General features: G+C 45.1%; 10 protein-coding genes. 9 read left to right on the top strand and 1 reads right to left on the bottom strand.

The features are described from left to right. Positions 1–31: 31 nt before the first annotated feature. On the bottom strand, positions 32–3,952 hold the full coding sequence (locus DW657_RS02375) for a two-component regulator propeller domain-containing protein (protein ID WP_118311275.1): 3,921 nt from the start codon (positions 3,950–3,952) through the stop codon (positions 32–34). A 249-nt stretch (positions 3,953–4,201) separates the two neighbouring features. Here DW657_RS02375 and DW657_RS02370 point away from each other — a divergent pair, with 249 nt between their 5' ends. The 9 genes from DW657_RS02370 to DW657_RS02330 form a co-directional block, all read left to right on the top strand. Next, the gene (locus tag DW657_RS02370; protein WP_199658287.1) at positions 4,202–5,407 is read left to right on the top strand and encodes an SGNH/GDSL hydrolase family protein; all 1,206 of its coding nucleotides are present in this window, start codon (positions 4,202–4,204) and stop codon (positions 5,405–5,407) included. 12 nt (positions 5,408–5,419) lie between these two features. Beyond that, positions 5,420–6,823: an MFS transporter gene (locus tag DW657_RS02365; protein ID WP_117661840.1), complete on the top strand. Its 1,404-nt coding sequence runs from the start codon at positions 5,420–5,422 to the stop codon at positions 6,821–6,823. Positions 6,824–6,854: 31 nt separating this feature from the next. Next, a complete protein-coding gene (locus DW657_RS02360) occupies positions 6,855–7,979 on the top strand; it encodes an endo-1,4-beta-xylanase (protein WP_118311274.1) in 1,125 nt (374 codons plus the stop codon). Between the two features lie 46 nt (positions 7,980–8,025). Continuing rightward, a complete protein-coding gene (locus tag DW657_RS02355; RefSeq protein ID WP_118311273.1) occupies positions 8,026–8,982 on the top strand; it encodes a glycoside hydrolase family 43 protein in 957 nt (318 codons plus the stop codon). 243 nt (positions 8,983–9,225) lie between these two features. Next, a complete protein-coding gene (locus tag DW657_RS02350; RefSeq protein ID WP_118311272.1) occupies positions 9,226–10,626 on the top strand; it encodes a DUF5687 family protein in 1,401 nt (466 codons plus the stop codon). Positions 10,627–10,674: 48 nt separating this feature from the next. After that, positions 10,675–11,382 carry an ABC transporter ATP-binding protein gene (locus DW657_RS02345; RefSeq protein WP_118311271.1) on the top strand — a complete coding sequence of 236 codons (708 nt, stop codon included), beginning with the start codon at positions 10,675–10,677 and terminating at the stop codon, positions 11,380–11,382. A 259-nt stretch (positions 11,383–11,641) separates the two neighbouring features. Continuing rightward, entirely contained in the window at positions 11,642–12,472 is an 831-nt protein-coding gene (locus DW657_RS02340; RefSeq protein ID WP_118311270.1) for a GLPGLI family protein, read from the top strand. A gap of 37 nt (positions 12,473–12,509) precedes the next feature. Next, on the top strand, positions 12,510–13,343 hold the full coding sequence (locus DW657_RS02335) for a GLPGLI family protein (RefSeq protein WP_118311269.1): 834 nt from the start codon (positions 12,510–12,512) through the stop codon (positions 13,341–13,343). A gap of 31 nt (positions 13,344–13,374) precedes the next feature. Beyond that, positions 13,375–13,832: GLPGLI family protein (locus DW657_RS02330; protein ID WP_118311268.1), on the top strand; the 458-nt coding region annotated here is incomplete at its 3' end.

Genomic DNA, 13,832 nt, shown 5'->3' with positions numbered 1-13,832 from the left:
AAAAAATACCTTATTTTCTTTTATTTGTTGTTTATTTCTCATTTCTCTTTGTTTCAGCATATTCACTTGGTGACATGCCATAGTGTTTCTTGAACACTGTAGAGAAGTGGGTCTGGTTGCAAAATCCTACGGAATAAGCTACTTGCGTGATGTTGATCTGCCCTTCTTCAATAAGACGTGCAGCTTGTTCTAATCGTAAGTTACGGATGAATTCACCGGCAGAGACACCTGCTATTTCTTTCAGCTTACGGTGCAGTTGGGCACGGCTGATGCCTACATCTTCTGTCAGTTTCTCAACGTTGAGGTCAGGGTCGGCGAGGTGCTCGTTCATATATTTCATCACTCTTTCCATGAGAGCGTCGTTATTGCCCTTTACCTTTATCTGCTCAATCTTAGCCTTCTGTCCCTGCGCACCGCTGTATTTGCCACGGATGCGTCGGACATTATCTACCAGATTGTCGATGAGAATATGCAGCTCTTCCATATTGAAAGGTTTAGCCAGGAAGGCATCGGCACCTTTGCGTAATCCCTCTAGTCGATTCTCTACCTCGCTCTTGGAGGTGAGCAGGATGACCGGAATATCGCTTACGTTAGAGTTACCTTTAATCTTCTTGAGCATGGTAATACCATCCATTTCCGGCATCATCACATCGCTTATCACGAGATCATATTTGCCGGTGAGCAACATCTTGAGACCTTCCTTGCCGTTGCTGGCATGTTCAAATCGGTACCAGTCGCTCAGTTCGGTCTTGATATAATGGGCAATCTCTGCATCGTCATCTACTATCAGAATGTTGAAGTTGCGGTTGGCTTGCACTTTCTTGCCGATGGATTCGATGCTTCTGTCCTCTTCCTCGTTGAGAATCTCTTCTGGCTTCAGATGTTCCTTGCCCAGCGGAATGGTTACCTCGAAGCAGGAACCCTTGATGCCATCGGTGCGGTTGTATGCCTTGATCTTGCCTCCGTGCATCTCTACGAATGCCTTGCAGAGGTTCAGTCCTATGCCGGTGCCTTCGATGTGAAGGTCGCTGCTGTTGTTGCCCTGGTAGAACCGGTCAAAGAGTCGGTCAGTCTTCTCTTCCTTCAGTCCGATGCCGGTATCCTGTACCTTGATGATGGCATTCTTCTCGTCCTTGCCCATGATGAGGGTGATGGTGCCGCCATTGAAGGTATATTTCATGGCGTTGGAGAGCAGGTTGGAAATCACCTTGTCGAAGTTGATGCGGTCTATCCATACAGGCAACTTGCCATTGGCATCGTTGAGGCTCGCATCTTCCTGGAGCGAGAGTGTGATGTTGCGCTCTTCTGCATTGAAACGGTAGAGCGATATGATGCCGTTCAGGAATTCCCTGAGCTGGGTTTTCTGACAGTGCAGATGCATCTGGTTTTTGTCTATCTTTCGCTCGTCGAGTATCTGGTTTACCAGAAGCAGCAGGCGCTGGGCGTTGCGGTCGATGGTATCGATATCCTGTTTGCTTTCGGCATCCGTGATTCTTGTCTTCAGCTTGTTGAGAGGTCCCATAATCAGTGTCAACGGTGAACGGATGTCGTGGGTGGCATTGATGAGGAACTGCATCTTGGTTTCCTCCAGGTCTTCCTTGCGATGGCGCTCATACCGGTAGATGATGTACAGGATGATGCCTGCTGCTGCCAGGAAATAGAGGAGGAATGCCCAGGTGGAAGCATACCAAGGGTCGCACACCTTGATGTGGATGATGGTTGACTTCTTGGAGAAGTTGCCATTGCTCATGGCTCTTACCTCCAGGGTGTAGCTGCCCGGTTTCAACTTGTTGAATGATACTGCGTTGGAGCCTTCGTTGGTGCTGTTCCATTTTCCCTCGTTGATACGATATTGGAAGCTGATGTTGTCGGTGTTCCTGTAGTTGAGCAGCGAGAACTCCAGCGTGAACGAATTCTCCTCGTATGGTATCGTGAACTCATCCGTCAGACAGTTGATTGGCTTGCCGTCGATGATAAAGTTGGTGAGGTGTACATCTCCCAGTTCCATCTTCTTGGCTCTCACTCTTTCCGGGTAGAAGGTGGTGATGCCGTCACTTGTTCCGAAGGCGATGAGGTCGCTGGCGGTATGCATGGAGGAACCCAGCACGTATTCACGGGTGGTGAGTCCGTTGCCATTGATGTGCCCGATAAACTGTCTGTTCTTCTGGTCATACTGCCAGATGCCCATGGTAGTGCTTATCCACAAGTCGCCCTGATGGTCTTTGATGATGCTGCACACCTGCTTTCCCTTCAGAACTTCGGCGTGAGGGAGAGCAAGGGTCTTGTTGTTCTTTCGGTCGAAAAGATAGAGTCCTTCTTCCGTTCCGATAATCATATTGCCGTTCTTTCCTTCGCAGATGCCATTCGCCTGTCTGTCTTTCAGAATGTTATTCCATCCGAAGTCCTTGAAGCTGAGTGTCTTCGTGTTGAGGCAGGAAACGCCATTTGAAGTGCCTATCCACAGATGACCGGTATGGTCGAATGCCATGCTGCGCACCCAGTCGTTGCAGAGGAATCCCTTGTTTCCCCTCTGTCGCATATTGAGTACGGTAACCTTTCCGCTTTCCACATTATATATATATAGGCCCTTGCTATATACAGAGATATAGAGATTGCCCTGGTTGTCATCTGTCATGCAGTAGATACCTGCGCTGGTAAAGGTGAGCTTTTCCTGATAGGCTCCCGTATGCGGATTGTAGCTGTAGAGCGCACTTCCGTTGCTGATCCAGTATGCACCACGGCGGTCTTTGTAGATGATGCAGGTGCCTGCTGGCGAGGTAGGGTGGGCGATAATCTTTCCTGAAGCATCAAAACAGAATACGCCACTGTTTTGCACCGTACACCATGTTTCGCCATTCTCACCAGGGGCGATGGAAGAAACGCTGCTGCCGATGATGTAGTTCTGTGCCGAGAAACTCCAGCTGCTGAAGGCTTGCTGGCGCTGGTTGAGCAGATAGAGACCTTTCTTGTAGCAGCCTATCCAGAGGTTGTTGTCCTTGTCTTCGATGATATCGTTGACGAAGGCGGTGGAAAGATTGAAATTGCTGTTGCTGTTTTCCAGCTGTTCCACCTTGTTGCTTCCCTTCTTGATAATCAGGGCTCCATGTTCAGAGGTGCTGATATAGAGGTTGCCATCGTGGTCGAAGGTGGCATTGTTGATGGTTACATGATTCTTGAAAGTACCCAGGTCGTAACCGGCATCGGCTATACGCCCCGTTCGATAGTCATAGTAGATGATGCCATACATGCAGACGATGAGCATGGCTTGCGGGCGATGCTGGATGAATGCCACAGGAGCTCCGTATGGCGATTTGAAGTCTTTGCGCTGCACCTTGCCTTGCTTCTCGATGAATCGGGTGAAGGTTGACAGGTGACTGCTCTGCCAGAGATAGTGGTGCTTGTCTTCGTAGATATGGGTGAAGAATACGTCCGAGTCGCGCTCGGCGTATGCTCTTTCCCATCTGATGGTGAATCTGTTGTTTGCCGTTTTCTCTATGCCGTTGTTCTTCACGGAGTAGAGACCGTAACCTGCAGTGCCCAGCAGGATATCGCCGCGATGGCTTTCTACCATCGAATAGATGCGTGGCTTTCTGCCATCAGGAAACTGGAGACGGGAGAAATTGTTCGTCTCATAATTATAGCGCATCAATCCCTTGGCGCAACCAATCCAGAGGTTACCTTTCTTATCTACCAGAAGGTCGGAGATAATATTGTCGGTGATGGAGGTTGTGTCTTCTTCGTTGTGCAGATAGTTGGTAAAGCGGTAGCCGTCGAACTTGCTGAGTCCGTATTCCGTGCCCACCCAGATATAGCCATACTTGTCTTGCACAATACAGTTGATCAGCGAACTGGATAGCTTGCCCGAAGTGAAGAGTTCACCACTGTCGGCCCATACCATAAGCGATAGGGCGATAGCGAAGAGTGCCGTGAGGCAATGTCTGATATGCTTCATATTTTTTGTCCGTTTCTTATTTAAATAGGTTATTATGGCTGCAAAAGTAACAAAAAACAATGGAAGAAACAAATTCTAATGTAACAATATGTTTCGTTTCTTTTTGTTTCTTTATCTTTTTGTGCCATTTTTGTGAGTATGAAACAAATAGAAAAGTAATGGTAACTATAAAATACCTGTTATTTCATAATTTATTAGTAAATTTGCATCGTCAACAACAATAGAAACATTAAAAGCATCATAATAACAATGAATAAACAAGCAATAAGAATCTTATCTTTGGCACTCGTGTTGGCAGCGTCAAGTTCTGTAGCTTTTGCCCAGAAGGTATGGAAAGGCTCTTGGGCTACTGCAGTGGAATGGACTGGCAAAGGAGATATGCCTAAGAAAAGCTTGAGCAACCGCTCTTGCCGACAGGTGGTTCATGTTTCCTTTGGCGGAGAGGAACTCAGAGTGAAGCTCAGTAATGAGCAGAGCAAGGAACCGGTGGAAATCAAATCGGTGTATATTGCAGATACAGATGTTCCTAGTAACTGGGGAATTCAGACCAAGACGGTGAAGTATCTTAAATTCAGAGGTAAGAAGAATGTGACCATTGCTCCTGGAAAGGCTATCTTCTCTGATGATTTGAAGTATGCCTTGAAGAGTGGTCAGCGCCTTACGATTACCATCGATTATGGCACACAGACTCCTGTGAATGCAACATCTCATCGCGGATCACGTACCACATCTTATATTGTTAGTAATGTGAAGGGCAAGGCGGTGAAGCCAACGGATGTTGCTTTCGATAAGCAGGAGAAGGCTGACCACTGGTACAATCTTTCAGCCATTGATGTGAAGACCGATAAGACTACCCCTGTGGTGGCTATCCTCGGAAACTCTATTACCGATGGCCGTGGAAGTACCACCAACCATCAGAACCGATGGACCGATTTCCTCTCGGATGCCCTGAATGCAGAGAAGCCATACGGTGTGTTGAATCTCGGAATCGGTGGCAACTGCGTGGTGCAAGGCGGATTGAGCGAACCAGCTATGAAGCGTTTCGACCGTGACATCCTGGGACAGACAGGTGTAGATAAGCTCATTATCTTCGAAGGAACCAACGATATCGGTTGCTGCGGAGGAAATTATGAACATGTAACAGATACCCTGATTGCCTGCTACAAGGTACTGATAGCAAAAGCCAAGGCTAAAGGCATCAAGGTATATGGCGGAACCATCACCCCAACCAAGGGCAACGGATGGTATTCTTTCTGGCATGAGGCAATGCGCCAAACCGTGAACGAATGGATTAGAAAGAGCGGTGCCTTTGATGAGGTCATCGATTTCGATGAATTAACCCGTGACCCGAAAGACCCTCAGCGCCTGAAGGCTGAATATTCAGACGACTGGTTGCATCTCAACCCTAAGGGATATGAAGCTATGGGCAAGTTTGCCGCAGAAAAATTGAAATAAAAGAATAAAGATATGGAAAAGAATTCACAGGAATCCCAGGGATTCTACAAATTGAGTTGGTTGCAGCGCATCGGATTCGGTTCTGGTGACTTGGCACAAAACCTCATCTTCCAGACAACATGTATGTACTTGTTGTTCTTCTATACCGATATCTACGGACTCGATGCAGTTGACGTTTCCGTGATGTTTACGGTAGGAAATGTTGCAAATGTGATTTGGGACCCTATTGTAGGTGCCCTTATAGATAAGCACAATCCTAAGTTGGGTAAGTATCGCTCTTATCTGGTATTCGTAGGAATCCCACTTTCGGGCTTTGCCATCCTCTGCTTCTGGAATGGCTTTGCACCATCCCTGCTCTATGCCTATATCACATACATTGCCATGACATTGCTCTATACATTTATCAATGTACCTTATGGAGCCTTGAACTCATCGCTGACTCGTGATACCGATGAAATCACGGTGTTGACGTCAGTTCGTATGTTTATGGCAAACTGTGGCGGTTTGGCTGTAGGCTCAGGCCTTCCGTTGCTCATCGCATACTTTACCGACCAGCAGTCGGATGGTTTGCCTAAGGATCCGGTGGCTTGGTTTACCACCATGACCATCTATGCCGTCATTGGTTTGTTGTTGCTCCTCTTCTGTTTCTCACAGTGTAAGGAGCGTGTGGTAATGAATGCCGAGGAGAGTGCCAATGTGAAGATAAGCGACCTTTGGATGGAATTTTTCCACAACCGTCCTTTGCGTATCATAGCCTTCTTCTTCATCACCGCCTTCGCCATGATGTCTATCGGCAATGCGGCAGGAGCTTACTTCATGAACAGCAACCTTCACGGAACCTCCGAGCAGCTTTCCATCTTCATGGGTTTGGGTTCGGCACCATCGTTCATCTTCATGCCACTGGTGCCTATGATTAAGAAGGCAATCGGCAAGAAGAACATGTTCTATGTGTTCCTGGGCATCGCCATCGTGGGTATGGCATTCCTTTATCTGGTAGCAAAGATGGAGCAGCCAAGTATGATGCTCGTCTATATCGCCCAGTTTGTTAAGTCAACGGGTGTTATTGTAGCTACGGGTTATATGTGGGCTCTTGTTCCTGAGGTTATCTCTTATGGAGAGTATAAGAGTGGTAAGCGTATTGCAGGTATCGTGAATGCCTTGACGGGCATCTTCTTCAAGGCGGGTATGACCTTGGGTAGTGTGGTGGCTCCAGCCATCCTTGCTTACGTGGCTTACAATCCGAAGGCCGTGGAGCAGACTCCTGAGGCTCAGGAGGGTATTCTCTGGTTGGTATGTGTCATTCCTGCTGCCTTGTTGCTGCTCGCCATCTTCATTATTTCGAAGTATGAGTTGACAGATGCGGTTATTGATGATATCAACAAGAAGATTGAGGCTCGGCACAAACAGGGAAAGTAACATTTAAAATTGAGAAAAATATAAATTAGACATGAAGAAAATATCGACTTTTGCATTGGGCTTGATGCTTGCTTCTGCAGCTTTTGCCCAGAAAGGCAATAATAATACGACAATCCCAACATTCCAGGAGGCCATGGGCAAGTACTTCCTGGTGGGTGCTGCCGTTAATACTTCTCTGACAGACGGACAAGACCCAGCAGGTGAGGAAGTAGTGAAGAAACAGTTTAACCAGGTGGTTGCCGAGAACTGTATGAAGGGCGAGGAAAATCATCCGGAGGTGAATCGTTTTGATTTCACCGATGGCGATAAGCTGGCTGACTGGGCTGAAAAGAACGGCAAGACCTTGATAGGTCATTGCCTGGTTTGGCACTCTCAGCCACCTAAGTGGATGTTTACCGATGATAAGGGTAATCTGGTAAGCCGTGAAGTGCTCATCGGCAGAATGTATAATCACATCATGAATGTGGTTACTCATTATAAAGGTAGAGTAAAGGGATGGGACGTTGTGAACGAAGCTTTCGAGGATGATGGCTCTTACCGCAAGTCTTTATATTATAAAATTATCGGTCCGGAGTTCATCGAACTGGCTTTCCGCTTTGCGCATGAGGCTGATCCAAACGTAGAACTCTATTACAATGATTATTCTACTTCTAAGCCAGCTAAGCGAGAGGCTATCTGCAAGCTGGTTCGCGATTTGAAGGCGAAGGGTCTCCGCATCGATGCTGTAGGTATGCAGAGCCACAATGGTTTTGATTATCCTGATTATGCTGAGTATGAGAAGAGCATCGAGGCTTTTGCAGGTGAAGGTGTCAAGGTGATGCTGACTGAGCTGGATATGAACATGCTTCCTAATCCGGAAGGATTCGGCGGAGCGGAAATCAGTCAGAAGTTTGAACTTCAGAAGAAGTACAATCCATACGTGAAGGGACTTAACAAGAAGGCACAGAAACTCTTCAACCAGCGTTATCTCGATCTCTTCAAGATTGTAGAGCGTCACAAGGATGTCATCAGTCGTGTTACCTTCTGGGGTGTCAACGATGGTCACTCTTGGTTGAATGGCTGGCCTATCCCTGGCAGAACCAACTATCCACTGCTCATCGACCGCAACAACGAGGTGAAGCCAGTGGTGAAGGAAATCGTCAATCTCTTCAAATAGAATCTCTTAAGATAATATCATCAATCTCTTTAAATATAAGATAACAATGAAAGCAAGATATTTGTTCCCTAAGGATTATATGGCAGATCCATCTGCCAATGTGTTTAACGGTCGCCTGTATGTTTACCCATCTCATGACTGGGACAGCGGCGAAAGCTTCGACGATGATGGCGGTCACTTCCAGATGAAAGACTATCATGTTCTCTCTATGGACGATGTGATGGAAGGTGAGGTAACCGATCATGGTGTGATTCTCGATGTGAAGGATGTGCCATGGGCAGAGAAGCAGATGTGGGACAACGATGTAGTAGAGAAGGATGGCAAGTACTATCTCATCTTCTCTGCCAAGGATTATAATGGTGTGTTCCATCTCGGTGTGGCTGTGGCTGATAAGCCGGAAGGTCCTTTCATTCCGAATGCCGACCCAATCCGCAAGTCATACAGCATCGACCCTTGCGTGTTCAAGGATGATGATGGCAAGATTTACTGCTACTTCGGTGGTATCTGGGGCGGTCAGCTTCAGTGGTATAAGGACAACAAGGCTCTGAAGAATGAGCATCTCCCTGAAGGTAAGGAGAACCCGTTGCCATCTCGTGTAGCCATGATGACTGATGATGTTCAGCAGTTTGCTGAGATGCCAAAGCCTGTTGTCATTGTTGACGAGGAGGGTAAGGTATTGCCAGCCGATGATCCTCATCGCTTCTTCGAGGCTAGCTGGATGCACAAATATAAGGGCAAGTATTACTTCAGTTACTCTACTGGTGACACTCATTATCTCTGTTATGCTGTAGGTGATAATCCTTATGGTCCGTTCACTTACAAGGGTGTCATCCTGGAACCGGTAGTAGGTTGGACAACTCATCATAGTATCTGTGAGTACAAGGGACAGTGGTATCTGTTCCATCACGACTGCGTGCCATCAAATGATACAACCTGGCTTCGCAGCGTAAAGGTGGCTCCTCTCTTCTATGATGAGGATGGTAACATCTTGCCGGTAAAATAGAATTAATTTTTAGGCTTTAATAGTTTGATGAATAGTTGATACATAAGTTAGTGTTAGTTAGAAACGAGCAGCATCTTCGGGACGAAGATGCTGCTTTTTTTGTTTTTTTCTTATAACTTTTTGCTTCTTCTTGCAAATTGTTTCTTATCTAATGTTATTTTTAGGTTATTTCTTCTAATTTGTTAGAGAATTCAGAGCTTTTTATTTACCTTTGCATCCATAAACCAATGCAATGAAAGAATTATGTTGAAATTACTGTTAAGGTTATGGTGGCTGCAACAGCGCCGTAACTTCCGCAAGAGAGATGCCTTCGTGGCGTGCTACATCATCTTCCTGTATGTGATGGTGGGTGTGGGCTTCTACCAGGGCTTCACCGAGAGTGGAGGAGAACTGAAGGGGGAAGATATGCCGGCATTGTTGGGTGCGGGCATCGTAATCGGCATGCTGATTCCAGACATCATCATGAAGATGGTGATGAAGCGGGATATTACGGCAATGGATGATTACGTGAAGTCGCGCCCTGTGCCAGAGAAAATCTGGAACAAGTTCCTGCTCACTACCAATCTCGTGAGCTTCTGGAACTATGTGCTTCCGGTGCTTACGCTTCCGGTGTTCATCTATCTCCTGCCGGCAAGAGAGGCTGTAGCCAGCTTTTTCCTGTTCCTGGAGTTCTCTTTCATCAACGGCATCTACATCACCTGTTACCGCAAGGCTACGGAGTGGATTCTGAAATGGCCCTTGATATTGGGATGGATGGGAATGTTTGCCGTGCTGATAGGATATATGTTTGTGGCTTCCTTCTTCCCAGTATATATGGGATGGATAGGTTTCTTCTTCCTTGCAGGAGCGGTATTCACCGGACTTACCGCCTATCTCTATCACGAAAAGATTTATAACGAGCAGAAGCAGAAGGTTTCCAAGTTCCGTGGATTCAGCCATATCAACCTTTTCAGTCTGCAATATATCGGCACATTGAGAGCAAAGCGTGTCCGTACGATGGTGATTATGATTACCGCCATCTTCCTCTTCGATGCCTATCTCTTCGCCCTGATGCCTTTAGAGCCGGGACAGGAAATGGGGGATAAGGTGGCTATGACTACCCTCTATGTGGCAGGTGCCATCCTGCTGCCATCGGTGGTGTTGTCGCAATGGACCTTTGGTATTGAGGCAAACTTCTTCCATGGTTTGATGACCAAGCCGGTAAAGGTGAAGCAGATGCTGCAGAATTGCTTCTATTATTATATGGTGGTGAGTGCAGTTGCTTTGCTGCTCACCCTTCCGTTCCTTTTCCTGCAGGCAGGAATCGGAATCCAGGTGCTCATCAGCGGTTTCTGTCTGGCGGTGTTCATCAATCTCTTTAATCTGCCTACGGCACTCTTCTCTTCCCGTCTGGAGATATTCCAGACTTCCATGTTCAGCATGCAGGGAGCGAATCTGAAGATCAATCTTTATGCCATCGCCTTCCTCTTCCCGCTGGCTGGCGTCGCTGCCATCTATCATTTCTTTGGCGAGACGGCATGGTTTATCACCTGCGTAGCGCTGGCAGTCATCAGCATCGCCATCCATAAATGGTTCATCACCAAGATTGCTGCCATCTTCGAGAAGAACAAGTATAAGCGCATGGAGAAGTTCATGGAAAGCTAGGAGAGTAATCATAAAGTTCAATGTTCAAAATTCAAAGTTCAAAGTAAAATGATTAAGATTCAGAATCTCAAAAAGATATATAATGGCAATACCGTACTCGATATTGATAATCTGGGTGTTGCAAAGGGCGAGTTGATAGGACTCGTAGGTAATAATGGTGCGGGCAAGACCACCTTGCTCCGCCTGATTCTCGACCTGATTCAGGCGGATGATGGTTTCGTGGAAAGCAATGGACAAAAGGTGAACGAGAGTGAAACCTGGAAGGAATATACCGGCAGTTACATCGACGGCAGATTCCTCATCGACTTCCTCACCCCTGAGGAATACTTCGATTTCATCGCTGATGTCTATAACATCGACGATGAAACCCTGCAGGAGCGATTGGCGCAGTTTGAGGGCTTTATGCACGATGAAATCATGGGAACCAAGAAGTATCTCCGTGATTTCTCTCAGGGCAACCGACAGAAGATTGGCATCATTGGAGCGATGATCATCAATCCGAAGGTTCTTCTCCTGGATGAACCTTTCAACTATCTCGACCCATCTTCTCAGATGACTATCGCCCACATGATTCAGCGCATCTGCAAGGAGCAGGGCACCACGGTCATCATCTCCAGCCATAACCTCAACTTCATTGCCGACATCTCCACCCGCATCCTCCTGCTGGAGAAAGGCAAGTTGGTGAAGGATCTTCCTAATGCCGATGGTGCTGCCATCGCCGAACTCAACGAGTACTTCGGTATTCAGGCGGAATAAGAACACGATATTACATAGATAAATCTCTCTCTCTCAGAATCGCCAGCGAAGCAACGGAATAGCTTCCTGGCGATTCTTCGTGAAGAGTGTTTTCGAAAGTAGCTTTCTATGCACCGGATGTTTGAACCTTTTGCGAACTCTTCCGTCTTTTCTTCACATTATTAATATAAATTATACTTCAAGATAAAGGATTTTGAAAATGATTTAGTACTTTTGCAGTCAAAAGAGTATTTCTTTAATTTTTAAAGGTTATATTAATATGTTTGTTAAGAGATTTTTTATAAGTATATCCATGTTGTTCTTTGGTGCGCTTCTGTTGCAAGCTAAGAATAACGTGATAGACAGTGGGCAATATCTCTGCTCATACTATTATTGTTATTCGAAAGATACGATAAAGAATAATGAGAAAGGAGAAGATTTACTCTTTCTTTCTATCGGAAAGAATGTTTCAAAATGCTATAGTTATTATACTTACCAGTCTGATTCCTTGCAATCTACAGAAGATGGCAAAGCAAAGTTTCGTGCATTGTTTAAAGAAGCGTTAAAGCGAGAAGGGTATCTGACTAATTCTTTTCCACATCGCAGAATGACGGCGTGCGTCTATAAGAATTATCCGCAGAATATGATGACGGTAACGGACAATCTGATGTCTCAGTATTATGAATATAGTGACAGCTTAGGTTTACAGAATTGGGTTGTAGAAGGTGATAGCATTAAAAACATATTAGGCTATAACTGCCAGAAGGCAACCTGCAGATTCCGTGGTCGCTCTTGGACGGCATGGTTTGCCTTGGATGTTCCTATGAGTGATGGACCTTGGAAATTTTGTGGTCTTCCAGGTTTGATTATGGAAGTGTATGACAAGGGGAGACAGCAATATTTTTGCATCAAGGGATTGCAGAAGGATGCTGGCACGCCTATCGTTTATGATGTTTTCAATAGAAAACGGATAAAGACAGACCGGAAAGCTTTTCTGAAGTCTGAATATAATTATTTTCATAATCAAAATAGCATAAGCGAGGCTACGTCAGGTATATCCTTAGGTCTGTCAGACGATAAACGTAACTATGACTTGATAGAAAGAGAATAGAATCAAAGAGTATCTTTATTTTAAACAAGGAAAAGTTATGGAGAAAATGAAAAGTTGGGTGGCATTAACAATCTTAGCCTATATGGGGATAGGATGTTGTTATGCCCAGAAAAAAATAGATGAAGCTTATCTGAAATGTCAATATGATTATACCTATATACAGGATACTTTGTCTGGAAAAACAGCCAAGGATTGGTTGGTGCTGCAGATAGGTAAAAATATGTCCAAATGCTATAGTTATTATAGTATGCAGGTAGATTCTATTTTTGCTTCTCCTGATAGAGATGTAATACTGCGCCAGCAGATAAATGCTGCGATAGGTAGTAAGACCGAGTGGCCTCATAAAAGGATGAAAGCCTATGTGTACAAAAACTATCCGCAAGGAAAGATGACTGTAACAGATGGCTTACTGATGCAAGATTATATTTATGAAGATACTTTATATGCTCAGAATTGGGTAATACAAGATTCTTCTAAATTAATCTTGGGACATGAATGCCAAAAGGCAGTCTGCCATTATCGTGGTCATTGTTGGACTGCATGGTTTGCTATGGATATTCCAATAACTGACGGACCTTGGAAATTATGTGGATTGCCGGGACTGATAATGGAGGCTACTACGGAAGATAATAGCCATGCCTTTAAACTTCTTGGCATGGAAAAGGTGTCAAAGAAGCCGATTGTCTTTAGCAAGACTTACGTTGGAAACAACAAATTTGAGACGACTACATTTGAAAAATTCTTAAAGGAACAATATATATTTCTTTTTGGAGATTTCCAGTCACAAACGCAACTACAGGGCATTGATATTCCCCAGATAGAAAAAGTTGGTTCTAAAAAGTGGAAATATAAACAATTAGAAAGTTTGTAAAATATAAATAGATATATAGTATTGAAAAATCATGAAGAGAAAGTGTTTCATATTTCTATTTTTAACTTTTTATCTTATTGGCTTTGCCCAAAATAAGAAGATAGATACGGCTAATATGCTGTGTAGCTATGTATATGAATATCTTACGGATACGCTGTCTGGAGAACAACAGCGCAAGGAAGATTTGCTCTATCTGCAAATCGGAGCAGAGTGTTCAAAATGCTATAGCTATTATACTTATCAGTGTGATTCTCTGATGGCTTCTCCTAATGGCGATAAACTATGGGATAGCTTCTTGACTGAAGCTGTTGGAAAAGGATTGAAAGGAAAGCAATTATACAATGCCATACCACATCGCAGAATGTCTGCAACCATCTACAAGAATTATCCGCAAGGAAAGATAACTGTTACCGACTTCTTGCTGGGACAATATTACCTTTATGAGGATGCTTTAAACTCACAGGAATGGAATATGGAAAATGACAGCAC

It is taken from the genome of Prevotella sp. AM23-5 (genome assembly GCF_003473645.1).
Taxonomy (GTDB): Bacteria; Bacteroidota; Bacteroidia; order Bacteroidales; family Bacteroidaceae; genus Prevotella; species Prevotella copri_A.
This window is presented reverse-complemented; position numbering and strand designations above follow the sequence as displayed.

What these genes read in the sequence shown, in the direction of transcription:
- DW657_RS02345 (WP_118311271.1), top strand. Translation starts at nt 10,675, where the DNA reads ATGATTAAGATTCAGAATCTCAAAAAGATATATAATGGCAATACCGTA.
- DW657_RS02355 (WP_118311273.1), top strand. Translation starts at nt 8,026, where the DNA reads ATGAAAGCAAGATATTTGTTCCCTAAGGATTATATGGCAGATCCATCT.
- DW657_RS02350 (WP_118311272.1), top strand. Translation starts at nt 9,226, where the DNA reads ATGTTGAAATTACTGTTAAGGTTATGGTGGCTGCAACAGCGCCGTAAC.
- DW657_RS02340 (WP_118311270.1), top strand. Translation starts at nt 11,642, where the DNA reads ATGTTTGTTAAGAGATTTTTTATAAGTATATCCATGTTGTTCTTTGGT.
- DW657_RS02370 (WP_199658287.1), top strand. Translation starts at nt 4,202, where the DNA reads ATGAATAAACAAGCAATAAGAATCTTATCTTTGGCACTCGTGTTGGCA.
- DW657_RS02335 (WP_118311269.1), top strand. Translation starts at nt 12,510, where the DNA reads ATGGAGAAAATGAAAAGTTGGGTGGCATTAACAATCTTAGCCTATATG.
- DW657_RS02360 (WP_118311274.1), top strand. Translation starts at nt 6,855, where the DNA reads ATGAAGAAAATATCGACTTTTGCATTGGGCTTGATGCTTGCTTCTGCA.
- DW657_RS02365 (WP_117661840.1), top strand. Translation starts at nt 5,420, where the DNA reads ATGGAAAAGAATTCACAGGAATCCCAGGGATTCTACAAATTGAGTTGG.
- DW657_RS02375 (WP_118311275.1), bottom strand. Translation starts at nt 3,952, where the DNA reads ATGAAGCATATCAGACATTGCCTCACGGCACTCTTCGCTATCGCCCTA.